19 protein-coding genes are annotated in these 16,476 nt (G+C 72.3%); 8 read left to right on the plus strand and 11 right to left on the minus strand.

Going from position 1 to position 16,476, the window contains the following annotated elements:
• Window positions 1-329 precede the first annotated feature (329 nt).
• Both ABZ818_RS16540 and ABZ818_RS16545 read left to right on the plus strand, forming a co-directional pair.
• Window positions 330-1,130 carry a VTT domain-containing protein gene (locus ABZ818_RS16540; RefSeq protein WP_361414808.1) on the plus strand — a complete coding sequence of 267 codons (801 nt, stop codon included), beginning with the start codon at window positions 330-332 and terminating at the stop codon, window positions 1,128-1,130.
• A gap of 133 nt (window positions 1,131-1,263) precedes the next feature.
• Entirely contained in the window at window positions 1,264-1,443 is a 180-nt protein-coding gene (locus tag ABZ818_RS16545; protein ID WP_361414810.1) for a hypothetical protein, read from the plus strand.
• A 67-nt stretch (window positions 1,444-1,510) separates the two neighbouring features.
• Here the strand turns inward: ABZ818_RS16545 and ABZ818_RS16550 are convergent, their stop codons facing one another.
• A complete protein-coding gene (locus ABZ818_RS16550; protein ID WP_361414811.1) occupies window positions 1,511-2,251 on the minus strand; it encodes a glucose 1-dehydrogenase in 741 nt (246 codons plus the stop codon).
• Between the two features lie 162 nt (window positions 2,252-2,413).
• On the opposite strand from ABZ818_RS16550, the gene lnt reads away from it, so the two are divergent.
• Window positions 2,414-3,988 carry an apolipoprotein N-acyltransferase gene (gene lnt, locus ABZ818_RS16555; RefSeq protein ID WP_361414813.1) on the plus strand — a complete coding sequence of 525 codons (1,575 nt, stop codon included), beginning with the start codon at window positions 2,414-2,416 and terminating at the stop codon, window positions 3,986-3,988.
• On the opposite strand, the gene ABZ818_RS16560 is transcribed toward lnt, so the two are convergent.
• Together ABZ818_RS16560 and ABZ818_RS16565 are read right to left on the minus strand one after the other, a co-directional pair.
• Window positions 3,906-4,817 carry a Gfo/Idh/MocA family oxidoreductase gene (locus ABZ818_RS16560; protein ID WP_361414815.1) on the minus strand — a complete coding sequence of 304 codons (912 nt, stop codon included), beginning with the start codon at window positions 4,815-4,817 and terminating at the stop codon, window positions 3,906-3,908. The genes lnt and ABZ818_RS16560 overlap by 83 nt on opposite strands.
• Before the next feature lie 10 nt (window positions 4,818-4,827).
• Window positions 4,828-6,012, minus strand: coding sequence for an FAD-dependent monooxygenase (locus ABZ818_RS16565; RefSeq protein ID WP_361414817.1), 1,185 nt, complete (start codon window positions 6,010-6,012; stop codon window positions 4,828-4,830).
• A gap of 108 nt (window positions 6,013-6,120) precedes the next feature.
• Here ABZ818_RS16565 and ABZ818_RS16570 point away from each other — a divergent pair, with 108 nt between their 5' ends.
• From ABZ818_RS16570 to ABZ818_RS16580, 3 genes are all read left to right on the plus strand, one after another.
• On the plus strand, window positions 6,121-6,729 hold the full coding sequence (locus ABZ818_RS16570) for a TetR/AcrR family transcriptional regulator (RefSeq protein ID WP_361414819.1): 609 nt from the start codon (window positions 6,121-6,123) through the stop codon (window positions 6,727-6,729).
• A gap of 28 nt (window positions 6,730-6,757) precedes the next feature.
• On the plus strand, window positions 6,758-7,273 hold the full coding sequence (locus ABZ818_RS16575; protein WP_361414821.1) for a DinB family protein: 516 nt from the start codon (window positions 6,758-6,760) through the stop codon (window positions 7,271-7,273).
• A 132-nt stretch (window positions 7,274-7,405) separates the two neighbouring features.
• Window positions 7,406-7,888, plus strand: a complete 483-nt coding sequence (locus tag ABZ818_RS16580; protein ID WP_361414823.1) for a hypothetical protein — start codon at window positions 7,406-7,408, stop codon at window positions 7,886-7,888.
• A gap of 336 nt (window positions 7,889-8,224) precedes the next feature.
• Here ABZ818_RS16580 and ABZ818_RS16585 read toward each other — a convergent pair whose 3' ends face one another.
• The 7 genes from ABZ818_RS16585 to ABZ818_RS16615 form a co-directional block, all read right to left on the minus strand.
• Window positions 8,225-8,743: a hypothetical protein gene (locus ABZ818_RS16585; RefSeq protein WP_361414825.1), complete on the minus strand. Its 519-nt coding sequence runs from the start codon at window positions 8,741-8,743 to the stop codon at window positions 8,225-8,227.
• 81 nt (window positions 8,744-8,824) lie between these two features.
• Window positions 8,825-9,508, minus strand: coding sequence for a uracil-DNA glycosylase (gene ung / locus ABZ818_RS16590; protein ID WP_361414827.1), 684 nt, complete (start codon window positions 9,506-9,508; stop codon window positions 8,825-8,827).
• Between the two features lie 91 nt (window positions 9,509-9,599).
• Entirely contained in the window at window positions 9,600-11,174 is a 1,575-nt protein-coding gene (locus ABZ818_RS16595) for an ABC transporter substrate-binding protein (RefSeq protein WP_361414829.1), read from the minus strand.
• Window positions 11,175-11,412: 238 nt separating this feature from the next.
• Entirely contained in the window at window positions 11,413-12,165 is a 753-nt protein-coding gene (locus ABZ818_RS16600; protein ID WP_361414831.1) for an SDR family oxidoreductase, read from the minus strand.
• 11 nt (window positions 12,166-12,176) lie between these two features.
• A complete protein-coding gene (gene fabG / locus ABZ818_RS16605; RefSeq protein WP_361414833.1) occupies window positions 12,177-12,938 on the minus strand; it encodes a 3-oxoacyl-ACP reductase FabG in 762 nt (253 codons plus the stop codon).
• 125 nt (window positions 12,939-13,063) lie between these two features.
• Window positions 13,064-13,513: a DUF3037 domain-containing protein gene (locus tag ABZ818_RS16610; RefSeq protein WP_361414835.1), complete on the minus strand. Its 450-nt coding sequence runs from the start codon at window positions 13,511-13,513 to the stop codon at window positions 13,064-13,066.
• Complete coding sequence (locus tag ABZ818_RS16615; protein WP_361414837.1) at window positions 13,510-14,274, minus strand: HipA family kinase; 765 nt, start codon at window positions 14,272-14,274, stop codon at window positions 13,510-13,512. The genes ABZ818_RS16610 and ABZ818_RS16615 overlap by 4 nt, the downstream gene beginning before the upstream one ends.
• Before the next feature lie 182 nt (window positions 14,275-14,456).
• Between ABZ818_RS16615 and ABZ818_RS16620 the strand changes: the two genes are divergently transcribed.
• Window positions 14,457-14,942, plus strand: coding sequence for a Rieske (2Fe-2S) protein (locus ABZ818_RS16620; protein WP_361414839.1), 486 nt, complete (start codon window positions 14,457-14,459; stop codon window positions 14,940-14,942).
• Window positions 14,943-15,022: 80 nt separating this feature from the next.
• Window positions 15,023-15,490, plus strand: coding sequence for a pyridoxamine 5'-phosphate oxidase family protein (locus ABZ818_RS16625; RefSeq protein WP_361414841.1), 468 nt, complete (start codon window positions 15,023-15,025; stop codon window positions 15,488-15,490).
• 16 nt (window positions 15,491-15,506) lie between these two features.
• Here the strand turns inward: ABZ818_RS16625 and ABZ818_RS16630 are convergent, their stop codons facing one another.
• Window positions 15,507-16,409 (minus strand): LysR family transcriptional regulator, encoded by a 903-nt coding sequence (locus ABZ818_RS16630; protein WP_361414843.1) that lies wholly within the window; start codon window positions 16,407-16,409, stop codon window positions 15,507-15,509.
• Between the last annotated feature and the right edge of the window lie 67 nt (window positions 16,410-16,476).

Below are 16,476 nucleotides of genomic sequence, written 5' to 3' on the forward strand. Positions count from 1 at the left end.
GGCCGACCCTCCCCCTGAGGGGTCCGCCGGACGGTCCGGGGAGGGTCAGCTTCGGGCGCCGTCGACTGCGGCGACGAGGATGAGGACGGCAGCCTCCGGGGCATCCGCGACCGCGGATGCTGCGAGGACGAAGGCGTGCCGGAACATGGGACAGATCATTCACGACACCCCGGCCGGCCGTCGAACGGTTTTAGGGCGGCGAACGGTTCTCAGGACAGGCGGGCCGGGGGCTTGGGGACTTGGCCGGGACGCCGGCGGCGTGCGCACTCGGCGCACTCGTGAGCAGGGCCATGCGGCGATCACTCGTATCCGTCCGCTAATGTCACCGAATGCTCGATGCCACCACCCGCTCTGGGGGCACCGCCACGGCCTCTCCCCGGGCCGCCACCACCGAGCCGGCCGTCGCCGTCCCCACGGCGCCGCCGGCCCCGGCCGTTCCGTCCGCCCCGCCGGCCGGCCTCGCCTCCCGCTGCGCGGGCGTGCTGCTGTCGCCCTGGGCGCGGCTCTCCCTCCTGCTCGTCCTGCTCACGGCGGCCGGAGTGTCCGTGCTGCTCTTCGAGCCGCAGAGACTGCTGGCGCACGGCTGGCCGCCGCAGCTGGGCGGGGCCGTCGCGGCGGTGGTGTTCGCCGCGGCGTACGGCCTGTGCACGGTGGCGTTCGTGCCGCGGCCGCTGCTGAACCTGGCCGCGGGCGCGCTGTTCGGCTCGCAGCTGGGGCTGGCGGCGGCGCTGGCCGGCACGGTGCTGGGCGCGGGGGCGGCCTTCGGCCTCGGCCGCGTGCTGGGCCAGGACGCGCTGCGACCGCTGCTGCGCGGCCGGCTGCTGAAGGCGGCGGACGGTCAGCTCAGCCGGCACGGCTTCCGTTCGATGATGGTGGCCCGGCTCTTCCCGGGAGTCCCGTTCTGGGCCGCCAACTACTGCGCCGCCGTCTCCCGCATGGGCTGGACGACGTTCCTCCTCGCCACGGCCCTCGGCTCGATCCCCAACACCGCCGCCTACGCCGTCGCCGGCGCCCGCGCCTCCGCGCCGACCTCTCCGGCCTTCCTCCTGGCGATGGCCTGCATCGTGGTACCCGCCGTGCTCGGCACGGCGGTCGCCTGGCGCAAGCGCCACCACCTGCGGAGCCGCTGACGGCACCGCACGCGTACGCGTGCTCGGCGACCCGGTCGGTACGGAGGCCGGGACAGGCGCGGGTGACCGAGTCCATACGGCCGCTGTAGCCGTCCGGTAGCGCAGTGTCAGTCCTTGCCCCTAGGCTGTGGCCATGTTCCCCGATTCAGTGGCCCCTGGTTCCGTGCGGTCCGCCGCCGAGCTGAACGAGCAGATCCGGTCGCTGTGGCTGCGCTCAGGCGGGTCCCTGTCGACCCAGGAGCACGAGGAGTACGAGTTGCTGGTGGTCGAGTGGGCCGCCGCGATGAGGGACGAGCTCATCGCGGCCGCCTGACGCCCCCGGTCCACGGGTGGTCGCCGCTCCGGCCAGGGCCGGCCCGTTCCGGCGACCCGGTTCGAGCTCAGCGTCCGCCCGACACCCGCAGTACCGCTCCCGTCGTGTAGGAGGCGTCCGGTGACATCAGCCATGCGACGGCCGCGGCGATCTCCTCCGCCCGGCCGGCCCGGCCCAGCGGGATGTTTCCGGCCGCCCGCCGCACCCGGTCCGGGTCGCCCATCGCCGCGTGCATCCCGGTGTCGATCATGCCGGGCGCGACCGCGTTGACGCGGATGCCGTCCGGGCCGAGTTCCTTGGCCAGGCCCAGGGTGAGGGCGTCCACGGCGGCCTTCGTCGCGGCGTAGTGGACGAACTCCCCGGGGCTGCCGAGCGTGGCGGCCGCGGACGAGACGTTCACGATCACGCCGTTCTTCCGGGGCGCCATCAGCTGGGCCGCACGGCGCGAGCACAGCAGGGTGCCCAGGAGGTTGACGTCCACGACGCGTCGCAGGTCGGCGGTGTCGGTGTCGGCGAGCCGGCCCAGCGGTCCGCTCACCCCGGCGTTGTTCACCAGCCCGGTGACGGGCCCGAGCCGTTCCTCCGCCATGTCGAAGAGCCGTTCGACGTCCGCCTCCACCGAGGTGTCCATCCGCACGGTCACCCCGCGCGCCCCGGCCTCGAGCACCTCGTCGGCCACCGCCTCGGCGGCAGCGGTGTCGCCGACGTACCCCACGACCACGTCGTGCCCGTCGGCCGCGAGCCGCCGGCAGATCGCGGCCCCGATGCCCCGGCCACCGCCGGTGACGACTGTCACGAGACGTTTCATTCGGACCTCCGCAGCCCCGAGCGACCACACCCCATGTGATCATCCTAGGACCCCGGCCGCCCGCGCGCGGAGGCGGGAATTCCGAGCCCCTCCAAGGCCCTCTGGGCGGGATCTTCCGGGGCGCGCACACTGGAGCCATCCGTGGGGGTAGGAGGGCACCGTATGAAGACGTTCGGCCGGTGGCTCACCTCCCCGTGGCGGCGTTCGGTGCTCGCCGCGCTCGCGGGTGCCCTGTTCGTGTTCGCGTTTCCCGCCCCGTCGCTGTGGTGGTTCGCCTACGTCGCCCTGGTCCCGTGGATCCTGCTGGTCCGCTCCGCCCCGACCGGGAAGCGGGCGGCGTACGACGGCTGGTTCGGCGGGCTGGGCTTCATGCTGGCCGTCTTCCACTGGCTGCTGCCGAACCTGCACGTGTTCACCGTCGTGCTCGCCGCGCTCATGGGCCTGCTGTGGGCGCCCTGGGGCTGGCTGGTACGGCGGTTCCTGACGGGGACGCCCTCACCGGGGCGGGCCGCGGCCGCGCTGGTCGTGCTGCCGTCGGCGTGGCTGGTGGTCGAGCTCGTCCGGTCCTGGCAGGGGCTGGGCGGGCCGTGGGGCATGCTGGGCTCCAGCCAGTGGCAGGTCGCCCCGGCGCTGCGGCTGGCCTCCGTGGGCGGGGTGTGGCTGCTGAGCTTCCTGGTGATGGCCGTCAATGTCGCCGTCGCGCTGCTCGTCGCGGTCCGCACGTCCCGGGTACCGGCGGTGGCCGGGCTGGTGGCCACGGCCGCGGCGACCTCGGCGGTGTGGATGTGGGCGCCGCGCCCCGACGTCGACGGCCACGTCCGGATCGCCGTCGTGCAGCCGGGTGTCGTGGCCGGCATCGAGAGCGGGCAGCGACGGTTCGACCTGGAGGAGCAGCTGACCCGCCGGCTGGTGGGGCAGCACCCCGACCTGATCGTCTGGGGCGAGAGCAGCGTCGGCTTCGACCTGAGCCACCGGCCGGACCTGGCGCGGCGGATCGCGGCGCTGTCCCGCGCGACCGGCGCCGACGTGCTGGTCAACGTGGACGCCCGGCGCTCCGACCAGCCCGGCATATACAAGAGCTCGGTCCTCGTCGGTCCGGACGGCCCGACCAGCGAGCGCTACGACAAGATGCGGCTCGTCCCGTTCGGCGAGTACATCCCGGCCCGCTCGGTGCTCGGCTGGGCGACCTCCGTCGGCCGGGCCGCGGGTGAGGACCGCAGGCGGGGCACCGAGCAGGAGGTGATGAACGTCGGCCACGGCCTGCGCGTCGGCCCGATGATCTGCTTCGAGACGGCGTTCCCCGACATGAGCCGGCATCTCGCGCAGGACGGCGCGCAGGTGCTGCTCGCGCAGTCCTCGACGTCGACCTTCCAGCAGAGCTGGGCCCCCGAGCAGCATGCCTCGCTGGCCGCGCTGCGTGCCGCCGAGACCGGGCGGCCGATGGTGCACGCCACGCTGACGGGTGTGTCCGCCGTGTACGGCCCGCGCGGGCAGCGCGTCGGCTCCTGGCTGGGCACGGGCACCGGCACCGCGCGCGTGTACGACGTGCCGACCGCGCACGGCGTCACCCTGTACGTCCGCTTCGGCGACTGGCCGACACACGGCGCGCTGCTGGTGCTGGCCGTGCTGGGCGCGACGGAGGGGCTGCGGGCGCTCAGGCGGCGCCGGAACGCTCCAGAACCGTCCGTACCACCCGTTCGCACAGTTCGTGGGTCTCCAGCGCGTCACGGGCGCTGAGCACCTTCCCGGCGCGTACGGCGTCGAGGAAGGACAGCACGGCCTGTTCGATACCGCGCTGCCGGGCGACGGGCACCCAGTCGCCGCGCCGGCGCACGGTCGGCTGGCCCTTGTGGTCGACGGTCTCGGCGAGGTTGACCACCTGCCGCTTGGTGTCCTGCCCGGAGACCTCGAGGACCTCCTCCGTCGAACCGCTGAGCCGGTTCATCACGCCGAGCGCGGTGAATCCGTCCCCGGCGAGTTGCAGCACGACATGGTGCAACAGGCCGTCACGCACACGCGCGCGTACGGTGACGTCGTCGACCTCGCCCGGGACCAGGAACCGCAGGGTGTCCACGACGTGGATGAAGTCGTCGAGGATCATCGTGCGCGGGTCCTCGGGCAGTCCGATGCGGTTCTTCTGCATCAGGATCAGCTCGCGGGGGTGGTCGGCGCACTGCACGTAGCCGGGTGCGTGGCGCCGGTTGAAGCCGACCATGAGCGAGACGTTCCGCTCCTCGGCGAGCCCGACCAGGCGCGCGGAGTCGGCGAGTTCGTAGGCGAGCGGCTTGTCGACGTACGTCGACACGCCCGCTTCCAGGAGCCGGGTGACGATCTGCGGGTGGACGGCGGTGGGGGCGTGCACGAAGGCGGCGTCGAGGCCCTGGGAGAGCAGGGAGTCCAGGTCGGCGTGGCGCCGCTCCGCGGGCAGGTGCAGGCTGTCCGCGACCCGCTGGAGCGTTTCGGGCGTCCGGGTCTGCAGGTGCAGGTCGACTCCGGGTTGGGTGCCGAGCACCGGCAGGTACGCCTTCTGCGCGATGTCGCCGAGTCCGATGCAGCCGACCTTCACGTAAGCTCCTTCACCGCTCCGCCGTGCCTGACTGCACGGCAGCATACGGGGGCTGCGGGGGACGCCAGTCGGCGATGCCGTCGAATCCGCGCAGGAGCAGGTTCGGGCTGATCCTGGACAGCGCGGCGATCGCGTTGTCGCGCAGGGCGATCCCGGCGCGGTTGCGCATCATGTCGAGCCGCGCGGTCCGGACGGCCTGGCGGGCGATCGCGGTCGTGCGGGGCAGCCGGGCCGCGGTGTGGGCGGCGAGGTCGTCGGCGTGGTGGGCGAGGACGATGGCGTCCTCGATGGCCTGGTTGCCGCCCTGCCCGAGGTTCGGCGGCATGGCGTGGGCGGCGTCGCCGATGAGCACGGTCCGGCCGCGGTGGTGGGCGGGCAGCGGCTGCGCGATGTGGTGGACGTCGTGGCGCAGCACGTCCTCGGGGCGGGCGGCGGCGATGACGGCGGGGATCGGGTCGTGCCAGTGGCCGAAGCGGCGCAGGAGTTCGGCCTTCTCGTCGTCGGCCGCGCGCTGTCCGGGAGGCGTGACGGCGGCGGCGTACGCGTAGACCCTGCCGTCCTTGAGCGGATGCGTGCCCCACAGGCATCCTCTGCCCCAGGTCTCGTGGGACGCGAACTCGGCACCGGGCACGGGAATCACGACCCGCCAGGTGGTGAATCCGGCGTAGACGGCCCCGGGATGGGCCGGGAACAGCGTGCGGCGCACGGCGGAGTGGACACCGTCGGCGGCCACCACCAGGTCGGCCTCCAGTTCACCGTCGGGGATGCTCACGCGGGCCGGACGCTGGTCGTCCCCCGGGTCGGCGAGGCGCGCGTCGGCGGCCGTGCGGACGGTGCCGGGCGGGAGGAGGGCGGCCAGGCTGTCGATCAGGGTGGCGCGGTGCAGCAGGACGAGGGGACCGCCGAACCGCTCGGCCGCCGCGGCGGCGTCCGTCCTGGTGATCCAGCGGCCGGACGGGCTGCGCAGTCCGCCCTCGCCCTGCCAGGCGGCGAGATCGCGGATCCGGTCGCCGATGCCGAGGACGTCCAGGGCGCGCAGGGCGTTCGGGGAGAGCGAGATGGCGGCGCCGACGGGCTCCAGGGAGGGGGCCCGTTCCAGCACGGTGACCTGCCGGCCGCCGAGGTGCAGGGCCGCGGCCGCGGTGAGTCCTGCGATGCCGCCGCCGATGACGACGGCGCGTGGCTGCTGGGGCATGGCTCCTCCTGCACAGTGAGACTACATCTGTAGTGAACACGCGGCTCGACGATACTACGGATGCAGTGCGCCGCACTACGGGTGTAGTCGCCGGGTAGGTTGATCTCCATGTCCGCACGTCCCGAGAGCGCTCAGCGCGCCGATCTCGTCGCCGACACCGCGCTCGCTCTGCTCGCCGAGCGCGGGATGCGCGGTCTGACGCACCGGGCGGTCGACGAGAGGGCCGGGTTGCCGCAGGGCTCGACGTCGAACCTCGCCCGCACCCGGCAGGCCCTGCTGGAACTGGCGGTGCGGCGGCTGGCCGAGCGGGAGGCACGGGTGCTGGCGCTGCACGAGATGCCGGATCCGCGAACCGGGGGTCTCGACTCGCTGGTGGAGGGACTGGCGCTGGCCACCCACCGCGCGCTGACCCGCAACCGGGCCCTGACCCTCGCCCGCTACGAACTGGCCCTGGAGGCCACCCGCCGCCCTGAACTGCGCTCCTACTTCGACGCGGCGGGCGCCCGCTTCCGTGACCAACTCGGCGCGCTGGTCACGGCGATGGGCTCGACCGCCCCGGAGCGGCACGTGCTGTCGCTGGTCGCCTGGGCTGACGGACTCATGTACTCCTGCGTGGCGGGATCGTTCCATGACCGGGTGCCGGAACTGGAGGAGTTGCGGGCGGGATTGCGGGAACTGCTGGAGGGGATGTTCGGCGCCGGAAAACCCTTGGTGTGACGGGCCGGGTGTGGGCGAGGATCGGGGCATGACGACCGAGCGACGACAAGAGCCCGCCCAGAACGCCTCCGAACGCGCCATGCTGGAAGGCTGGTTGGAGTACCACCGGCAGACGCTGGCGCAGAAGTGCGAGGGCCTGACCGACGAGCAGTTGCGGATCGCGTCCGCGGCGCCGTCCGAGCTGACCCTGATGGGTCTGGTGCGGCACATGGCCGAGGTGGAGAGGCACTGGTTCCGCAATGTGCTCGTGATGGACGACCCCGGACCGATCTACTACGACGAGCAGGACCCGGACGGCGACTTCCACGTCACCGAGGCGGACACCTGGGCGGAGGCGTACGCCACCTGGCAGTCCGAGATCGAGACCGCCCGCCGCAACGCCGCGGGTCTCGGCCTGGACGAACTGTCGCAGCGCAAGAGCAGGCGCACCGACGAACCGTTCAACCTGCGGTGGATCTACACCCACATGATCGAGGAGTACGCCCGGCACAACGGGCACGCCGACCTGCTCCGCGAGCGGATCGACGGAACGACCGGAGACTGAAGCCGGCCCGCGGCACCCGTGTCACCGCGGGCGCGGTGGCACACCCCTTACGGGGCCCAGGATCACCCGTCCGTGGCATCCTCCGCCCGACCGCGGTTCCGATCATGGCCCGTACCCAGCAGAGTTGCGCGGGTGCATCGTACGACGACCACCGCAACGCTCCTGGTCTCCGTGGCCGTCTCGGCCCTCTCCGGCTGTGTCACGGTCGAGCGGCCGCCGGCGTCAGGCCCGGCGGCGGCCACCACCCCGCTCTCGGTCCCGCGCCCGGACGGCAGCGCCGGGCACCCGGCCGTGCAGGCCCCCGCCCGCGAGGCCCTCGAGCGTGTCGGGAATCCGAACCACTCCGCCACCCCCGCCGGACCGGCCCAGGCGCCGTCCGCGGAAGCTCCGCCCGGCGAGCGGCAGCCCCCGGCACCGGCGCACTCCCCCGGCCGGGCACCGGCGCACGCGGCTCCCCGGCACCCACGGCCCGCGTCCCCGCCGCGCGCCCAGCTCCCCGGCACCAAGCACGCCCTGCCACCGAACGCGGATGTCTGCGCCCTCGGCAGGCACTACGGCGGCTGGAAACCGGACAGCCCGGAGAGCAGGATCTGCCGCCAGACGTACAACCGCTGAGACACGACAGGCCTGCGCCATGGGCACGGCGCGGAGCCCGCACGGGCGCAGCCTCCGGCGTCCGCGTGCGGCGCGGTACGACGTCGAACTGCCGGCAGCCCGGAAGCAACGCCGCCGGCCCGGCAGGAACCACACACTGGCGGAGGTGCGGCCGGTGAGGCGCCCGCCCCCGTCGATCGCCGACGAGTGCGGCCTCGCGGCACCACGCGCGGGGTCACCGGCACGGCACCGCGCGGGCAGTGAGCCGTTGACCTCGCGGCGAGCACAGCGTCCGGGCGGTTGTTGTTCCCCGCGCCCGCCTCCCCGACCTCGGCCCCGGCGGGCCCGTGGCCCGTCCTACGACCGCTGCCGCGGCGGGCCCCCCGGCTCCGGGCCGGGGCCGCCCTCCCCCAGCCGCAGCGCGAGGCGCTGGATGGCCGAGCGGACGCCGTCGCCGTAGTGGTCGGGGCCCAGGGCGTCCGCCGCGGTGCGGGCGTGGTGTAGGTGGTCCCGGGCGGCCGCGCGGTGGTCGAGTTTCGCGTAGTCGGCGGCCAGGTTGAGATGCAGGGACGGGTACAGGGCGCGGACCGCGGGCGCGCCCTCGCGCCCGGCGAGCCGGTCCCCCGTGAGCTCCTGGGCCGCCGAGAGCGCCCTGAGATCCCAGGCCAGCTCGTCCGCGGGGTCGTCCTGGGTGTCGGCCATGTAGTGGGCCAGCGTGCAGCGGTGCAGCGGATCGCCGTCCTCGCCGATCTCCGCCCACAGGGCCAGGAAGCGCCCCCGGGCCTCCTCGCGGTCCCCGGCGTGATGCAGCAGGACACCCTGCCCGATCCGCGTCAGCACGGCGTCCGACGACGCCTGCTCCTGTCGCTCCACCACCGCACGCCCTCCAGGACCGTCCCGACCGACGCCTACGACGCTAACCGTGACAACCGCCGATCGGGCGCCCCCGCGCCCACGTCACCCCAGGTTCGGGATCGCCCAGTCGATCGGCTCGTGCCCCTGCCGCGCCACCGCCTCGTTGATCTGCGTGAACGGACGGGAGCCGAAGAACTTCTTCGCCGACAGCGGCGACGGGTGCGCCCCCTTGATCACCACGTGCCGGGTGTCGTCGATCAGCGGGAGCTTCTTCTGCGCGTAGTTGCCCCACAGGACGAAGACCGCGGGGTCGGGCCGGCGGGCCACCGAGCGGATCACCGCGTCGGTGAACCGCTCCCAGCCGCGGCCCTTGTGGGAGTTGGCCTCGCCACCGCGCACCGTGAGCACCGCGTTCAGCAGGAGCACGCCCTGCCGGGCCCACGGCATCAGGTAGCCGTTGTCCGGCACCGGCGTGCCCAGCTCCTCGTGCATCTCCTTGTAGATGTTGCGCAGCGACGGCGGGACCTTCACCCCGGGGCGGACCGAGAAGCACAGGCCGTGGCCCTGGCCCTCGCCGTGGTAGGGGTCCTGACCGAGGATCAGGACCTTCACCTTGTCGTACGGCGTGGCGTCCAGCGCCGCGAAGACCTCCTCGCGCGGCGGGTGGACGGGGCCCTTCGCCCGCTCCTCCTCGACGAACTCGGTCAGCTCCTTGAAGTAGGGCTGCTGCAGTTCGTCACCCAGAACCCCGCGCCAGGACTCGGGCAGCATGGCGATGTCGGTCACGTCAACGTCCTCACGATGTGCGGTCACTTCCAGGTCTCAGAACCTACAGGCGACCACTGACAACGGGCTCACGGCCCGAAGAACGCCCCGCCTACCAGCTGGTCTTCCGGGACAGCTCCCACATCATCATGATCGTCGACGGGTCGAGCGCCCGCTCACCGCCGGAGATGTCGTCGTTGGCGCCCACGTACACCTTGCCCTGCCACAGCGGCAGCAGCCGCGCGTCGTCCACCAGGATCTGCTGCGCCTGCTGGAACTGCGTGACCACGTTCGCGCGGTCGGCCTCGCGGCGCGACTCGGACAGCACCTTGGTGATCTGCTTCTCCGGGTAGGGCGTGCCGAGCGCGTTCTGCTCGCCCACGAACGGGGCGATGAAGTTGTCGGCGTCGGGGAAGTCCGGGAACCAGCCGCGCCCGAAGACCGGGTACTCGCCCTTCTGGTAGCCCACGACGTACGTCTTCCAGGGCCGGCTCTTCAGGGTGATCGTGAACAGGCCCGAGTCGTCGAGCTGCCGCTTGAGCTCCTCGAACTCCTTGGCCGTCTCCGAGCCGTAGCGGTCGGTGGTGTACCAGAAGGTGAGCGGGACCTTCCCGGTGATGCCCGCGTCGGTGAGGATCTTGCGGGCCTTGGCGACGCTGGGGTCGCCGAAGTCGTCGAAGAATCCGGTGGTGTGGCCGGTGAGGCCCTTGGGGACCATGGAGTACAGCGGGTCGACCGTGTCCTTGTAGACGTTGTGCGCGATGGCGGCGCGGTCGACGACCTGGGCGATGGCCTGGCGCACGGCCAGCTTGGCGGACCAGGGGTCCTTCGGGTTGAACACCAGGTAGCTGATGTCGGTGCCGGCGCCCTCGACGAGCTGGAGGTCCTTGGTGTCCCTGCGCTGGAGGGAGATGATGTCGTCGGCGCCCAGACCTCGGTAGGTCACGTCGATCTGCTTGTCCCGCAGCGCCTTGACCATGGCGGCCGAGTCCTGGAAGTAGCGTATGGTCACCGCGTCGTTTCTGCGATCGGCGAACCCCTTGTAGTGGTCGTTCCCGACCAGTTCCGCCTTCTTCCCCTCCTCGTACGTCTTCAGGGAGTACGGTCCGGACCCGTCGACCTTGTTGTCCTTGCGCAGCGAGCGCTCGGGGTAGTCCTCGGGGTCCACGATCGACATGGCCGGCGTGGCGAGCACGAACGGGAAGGTGGCGTCGGGCTTGTTCAGCTTGAAGACCACGGCCCTGTCACCGTCCACCTGCACCTGGTCCAGGCTGCCGAGCAGTCCCGCCGGACCGCCGGCCACGTTGATGGTCCTGATCCGGTCGATCGAGTACTTGACGGCACGCGCGTCCAGCACGTGCCCGTCGGCGAACTTCATGTCCGGGCGCAGCTCGCAGCGGTAGGTCTGGTAGCTGTTGTCGGTGAACTTGCAGCTCTCCGCGGCGTCCGGCTGGGGCGTGGTCGCGCCGTTCGGGTAGGCCAGCAGGGTCTGGTAGATGTTCCGGAAGAGCTCCCAGGAACCGTCCCAGGAAGCGGCCGGGTCCAGAGTGCTGGGGGCGCTCGTGGTCCCGACGAGAATCGGTCCCTTGCCATTCGAGTCACCATGGGAAAAGACGCCGCAGCCGGCCACCAGGGACAGGGCCGCGGTCGCGACTGCCGGCCGCAGGCATCGGTTCCGGTTGAACACGCGCACGCTCCTCGATCTGCCATACCAAGGGGTCGGCAGACCATACCGCAGAGCCCCGCCCGTTGAACCTGCTTCGGAAGGGGCTCTTGATCAGTTCGGAACATGACGACGTTGTCATCTCGCCGAGCGTGCGCGGGCCTTCGGCGCGGGCGCCGATTCCGCCTACTGAACGTCGACGAAGCCGTATGTCGACGAAGAGACGAAGAGACGGTATCGGCGCCCGGGTTCCGCCGGCGGGTCAGCCCACCCCGGCGTTGAGGAAGATGCCGCCGTCGACGACGAGCGTCTGTCCCGTGACCCAGTCGGACTGCGCGGAGGTGAGGAACGCCGCCGCGCCGCCGATGTCGGAGGGCACGCCGAGCCGACCCAGCGGATAGGAGGCGGCCGCCTCCTCCTCCCGGCCCTCGTACAGCGCCTTGGCGAACTTGGTCTTCACCACGGCCGGCGCGATCGCGTTGACCCGCACCTTCGGCGCGAACTCGTGCGCCAGTTGCTGCGTCAGGTTGATCATGGCCGCCTTGCTGACGCCGTAGGCGCCGACGAACGGCGAGGCCGACAGGCCCGCGACCGAGGCGATGTTCACGATCGCGCCGCCGTTGCCCTTCTGCCAGGCGTGCCAGGTGCGCTGGGCGAAGCCGAGCGCTGAGACGACGTTGGTCTCGAAGACCTTGCGCGCCACGTTCAGGTCGAGGTCGGCGATCGGTCCGAACACCGGGTTGGTACCGGCGTTGTTGATCAGGAAGTCCACGCGGCCGAACGCCTCCATGACGCGCTCGACGGCCTCGGCCCGGTGGGCCTCGTCGTGGGCCTTGCCCGCGACCGCGACGACCCGGTCGGAGCCGAGCTTCTCCACGGCCTCCTTCAGGGCCTCCTCGTTGCGGCCGGTGATGCACACCCGGTCGCCCCGGGCGACCAGCGCCTCGGCGATGCCGTATCCGATGCCGCGGCTCGCGCCGGTGACAAGGGCTACCTTGCCGGAAAGTTCAGTCATGTCCGTGATCCCTAGTCGAGCGGCCCGCCGGCGACGTACAGCACCTGGCCGGAGACGAAACCGGCCGCGTCACCGGTGAAGAAGGCGATGGCGTTGGCGATGTCCTCGGGTTCGCCGACGCGCTGCACCGGGATCTGGGTGGCGGCCACGGCCTTGAAGTCCTCGAAGCCCATGCCGACGCGTTCCGCGGTGGCCTTGGTCATCTCGGTGGCGATGAAGCCCGGGGCCACGGAGTTGGCGGTGATGCCGAACTTGCCGAGTTCCTTGGCGAGGGTCTTGGTGAAGCCCTGCAGACCGGCCTTGGCGGCCGAGTAGTTGGCCTGGCCGCGGTTGCCGAGCGCCGAGGACGAGGAGAGGTTGACGATCCGGCCGAAGCCGGCGTCCACCATGTGCTTCTGGCAGGCACGGCTCATCAGGAAGGAGCCGCGCAGGTGGACGTTCATGACGGTGTCCCAGTCCGAGACGCTCATCTTGAACAGCAGGTTGTCGCGGAGCACGCCCGCGTTGTTGACCAGGATGGTGGGCGCGCCGAGTTCCTCGACGACACGCGCGATCGCCGCCTCGACCTGTGCCTCGTCCGAGACGTCGGCGCCGACCGCGATGGCCTTGCCGCCGGCCGCGGTGATCTTCTCCACGGTGTCCTTGCAGGCGGACTCGTCGAGGTCGATCACTGCGACCGCACGCCCCTCGGCGGCCAGTCGTACGGCGGTGGCGGCGCCGATGCCGCGCGCGGCACCGGTGACGACGGCGACCCGCTGCTCAGTGGTGGACATTGCTGCTTCTCCTCGCCCTTGAGAGAACCTGATCTACGGTGAGCGACCGCTTAGTACCTTTGGTGGGTGCGACGCTAGAAGCCGTGGCACCCGGTGTCAACGGCGCACCGGGTGCATGTGATCCATTACCTCACCAGGAGGTCCAGCAACCGCTCCGGCTCCGCGGCCGGGTCGGTGGTCAGTCCGGTGTGCACCGGACCGGGCTGGACGACGGTGGAGCGGGGCGCGACCAGCCAGCGGAAGCGCCGCCCGGCGTCGTCGCCCGCGGCCTGCCCGGCCCCCGCTCCCCCGGCGCACACGCTCTCTATCGCGGCGAGCGCGGCGCGGACGCCCGCGACGTCCGCGTCCGGGTCCAGGGCGAGCAGCCGGGACTCGTCCAGGTGGGTGCGGGCGCCGACGTAGGCCCGGGCGCGGCTGTAGACGAGGACGCCCGCGTTGATGCACTCGCCGCGCTCGACGCGCGGGACGACGCGCAGCAGGGCGTACTCGAAGACGTCGCGGTCGTCCGTCCGGCCGGCCCGGACGATGTGGCGGTCGCCCGCCCGGCCGCCTCCGGCGAGGTGACGCTCGCTCATTGGGCCTCCTCGATGCCGTGGATGCGCTCGTGGATCACGGCGGCCCGTGCGAGCAGCGGTCGTGCGTAGGCCCGTCGCAGCTCGTCGGGCGTGTCGAAGCCGGGCTCGCCGGTCAGCCAGGCGTCCGGGATCTCGGCGGTCACCTCGGCGAGCAGGTCCTCGGTGACCAGGGGAGCCAGCCGTCGGGCGGCGGCGGCGACGTCCGGGCCGAAGGGCGCGAGGGCGTGGTCCGAGGCGTCGTACGGCCGGCTGGCCGAGGCCTGCGCACCGGGCCAGTTGTGGTGCCAGATCATCGTGGCGCCGTGGTCGATGAGCCACAGCTCGCCGCGCCATCTGAGCAGGTTGGGGTTGCGCCAGGAACGGTCGACGTTGTTCACCAGGGCGTCGAACCAGACGATCCGACCCGCCTCCTCGGCGTCCACCGGGAAGGCGAGCGGGTCGAAACCGAGCGCTCCGGAGAGGAAGTCCATGCCGAGGTTGGTGCCGCCGCTGGACCTGAGCAGTTCCTGCACCTGCTCTTCGGGTTCACCGAGTCCCAGCACCGGATCGAGGTCGACCGTGACCAGCCCGGGCACCCGCAGTCCCAGCCGGCGGGCGAGTTCCCCGCAGACCACCTCGGCGACGAGCGTCTTGCGGCCCTGCCCGGCACCGGTGAACTTCAGGACGTACGTCCCGAAGTCGTCGGCCTCGACGAGCCCCGGCAGCGAGCCGCCCTCGCGCAGCGGAGTGATGTAGCGGGTCGCGATGACTTCCTTGAGCACCGCCCCACTTTACCGGTGCGGTGCCGGGCGTCCCGCGGCCGTCCGGTTCGCCCGCCGGCCGGGGTCCGGACCCGATCTGAACACCGGCTGCCCGCCGCCCGTACCCCTGGACGGGCCAGGAGGCTCTGCCTGGAACCCGCGCGGAACCAGCGTGAAACCCGTATCGAAAGGGGAACGTCGGCATGACCAGCGAATCGCTTCACCCCCAGGGGGCACCGGCCCGCCGCACGGTGGTGGCGGCGGTGGGCGCGGCGGGGCTCGCCGCCGCGCTGACCGCGTGCGGATCGGAGGACAAGTCCGGCTCCGGTGCGTCCACCACCCAGAACGGGTCCCAGACGACCGGCGGTTCGGGCGGCGACGGCGCCGCGGCGGGCTCCGGCGGCACCGTGCTCGCGAAGACCTCCGACATCCCCGAGGGCGGCGGCAAGGTCTTCGGCACTCAGGGCGTGGTGGTCACGCAGCCGGCGAAGGGCGAGTTCAAGGCCTTCTCCTCCACCTGCACCCACCAGGGCTGCGCGGTGAACCGGATTGCCAATGGCGTGATCGTCTGCCCGTGCCACCAGAGCGAGTTCTCCGCCGCCGACGGCAGCGTCAAGAAGGGCCCGGCCCTGAAGCCGCTGCCCGCCAAGGACATCTCGGTCGCGGACGGGGAGATCAGGCTCGCCTGACACCCGCTGAGGGTGGGGCGGGTTGCGGCGGGGGGCCGTAGGAGGGTGCCCCCCGCGCGTGGGAGAAGAGAGAGGGCCGCATGACCGTCACCCAGCGCCGGGGCCGGAAGATCATGATGACGCCGGGCGAGCTGGACGAGTTCCTGACCACCCAGCGCACCTGCCGGGTCGCCACCGTGTCGCCCGGCGGCGCTCCGCATGCGAGCGCCCTGTGGTTCGTCTGGGACGGCACCTCGCTGTGGCTCTACTCCGTGGTGCGCAGCAGGCGCTGGCCCCATCTGCGCCGCGATCCGCGGGTGGCCGTGGTCGTCGACATCGGCGAGGAGTACGAACAACTGCGGGGCGCGGAGCTGTCCGGCACGGCGGAGGTCGTGGGCGAGGCACCGCGCACCGGGGAGCTGTGCGCCGAACTCGACCTGCCCGAGACGCTGTTCGCCCGCAAGAACTTCGGTCTGGAGGAGATGCCGCACGACGGCCGGCACGCGTGGCTGCGGCTGACCCCGGAGAAGATCGTCTCCTGGGACTTCCGCAAGCTGGGCTCGGTGTAGGCCCGTCGGCGGCGTCTCAGCCGATCCGCGCGCCCACCGTCCGCAGGGCGTCGACGGCCGCGCGGACGGAGGGCCGGCGGTCGGCGTCGGCGCGCCAGACGGCGTAGACGTGCCGCCGGACCACCTGTCGCACCGGGACGGTCCGCACCCCGGCGGGCAGCGGCCCGCGCCCGAGCCGGGGAGCCACGCACACGCCGAGGCCGGCGGCGACCAGGGCGAGCTGGGTGGCGTGCTCCTCGGCGCGGTGCGCGATACGTGGTTCGACGCCCTTGGAGCGCAGGGTGTCCAGCAGCCACTCGTCGCAGAACTCGGCCTCGCCCCAGGCGACCCAGTCGTCGTCCGCGAAGTCCTCCAGGTCGACCTCGGTGCGGTCGGCGCAGGGGTGCGCGGCGGGCAGTGCCACATCGGCGGGGTCGTCGAGGATCGCGGCCCGGCTGAGTCCGTCCGGCACGGGCAGCGGCTTGTTGTACCAGTCGAGGACGACGGACAGGTCCACGTCGCCGCGCAGCACGGCGCGCACGGCCGCGGCCGGCTCCATCTCCGCGGTGTGGACCCGCAGGCTCGGGTGCCGTTCGCGCAGATGGGACAGGGCGGCCGGGAACAGCCCGCGCGCGGCGGTCGGGAACGCGCCGAGCCGCAGCTCGCCGACCACCTGTCCGCGCTGCGCCTCCAGATCGGCCTGCGCGAGCTCGACCTGGGACAGGATGCGCGTCGCGTGCTCGGCGAGCAGCCGTCCGGCGTCCGTGAGCCGCACTCCCCGGCCGTTCTTGGCGAGGAGCTGCTGGCCCACCTCCCGTTCCAGCTTGGCCATCTGCTGGGAGACGGCCGACGTCGTCACGTGCATCCCCTCCGCGGCTCCGCTGACCGAGCCGTGCCGTGCGAGGGCGTCCAGCGTGCGCAGGCGCTCCAGATTCAACATGTAAGCGATGCTACGAGATATCGCACGCGAATTCTCGATTGTGCTACGAGGTCGTGGGCGTGCATCG

It is taken from the genome of Streptomyces sp. NPDC047453 (assembly GCF_040643155.1).
In the GTDB taxonomy this organism is placed as follows: Bacteria; Actinomycetota; Actinomycetes; order Streptomycetales; family Streptomycetaceae; genus Streptomyces.

Bases quoted from the DNA above. Each gene is read 5' to 3' on its own strand.
- ABZ818_RS16540 (WP_361414808.1), top strand. From the start codon at position 330: ATGCTCGATGCCACCACCCGCTCTGGGGGCACCGCCACGGCCTCTCCC.
- ABZ818_RS16545 (WP_361414810.1), top strand. From the start codon at position 1,264: ATGTTCCCCGATTCAGTGGCCCCTGGTTCCGTGCGGTCCGCCGCCGAG.
- ABZ818_RS16550 (WP_361414811.1), bottom strand. From the start codon at position 2,251: ATGAAACGTCTCGTGACAGTCGTCACCGGCGGTGGCCGGGGCATCGGG.
- lnt (WP_361414813.1), top strand. From the start codon at position 2,414: ATGAAGACGTTCGGCCGGTGGCTCACCTCCCCGTGGCGGCGTTCGGTG.
- ABZ818_RS16565 (WP_361414817.1), bottom strand. From the start codon at position 6,012: ATGCCCCAGCAGCCACGCGCCGTCGTCATCGGCGGCGGCATCGCAGGA.
- ABZ818_RS16570 (WP_361414819.1), top strand. From the start codon at position 6,121: ATGTCCGCACGTCCCGAGAGCGCTCAGCGCGCCGATCTCGTCGCCGAC.
- ABZ818_RS16575 (WP_361414821.1), top strand. From the start codon at position 6,758: ATGACGACCGAGCGACGACAAGAGCCCGCCCAGAACGCCTCCGAACGC.
- ABZ818_RS16600 (WP_361414831.1), bottom strand. From the start codon at position 12,165: ATGACTGAACTTTCCGGCAAGGTAGCCCTTGTCACCGGCGCGAGCCGC.
- fabG (WP_361414833.1), bottom strand. From the start codon at position 12,938: ATGTCCACCACTGAGCAGCGGGTCGCCGTCGTCACCGGTGCCGCGCGC.
- ABZ818_RS16610 (WP_361414835.1), bottom strand. From the start codon at position 13,513: ATGAGCGAGCGTCACCTCGCCGGAGGCGGCCGGGCGGGCGACCGCCAC.
- ABZ818_RS16620 (WP_361414839.1), top strand. From the start codon at position 14,457: ATGACCAGCGAATCGCTTCACCCCCAGGGGGCACCGGCCCGCCGCACG.
- ABZ818_RS16625 (WP_361414841.1), top strand. From the start codon at position 15,023: ATGACCGTCACCCAGCGCCGGGGCCGGAAGATCATGATGACGCCGGGC.
- ABZ818_RS16630 (WP_361414843.1), bottom strand. From the start codon at position 16,409: ATGTTGAATCTGGAGCGCCTGCGCACGCTGGACGCCCTCGCACGGCAC.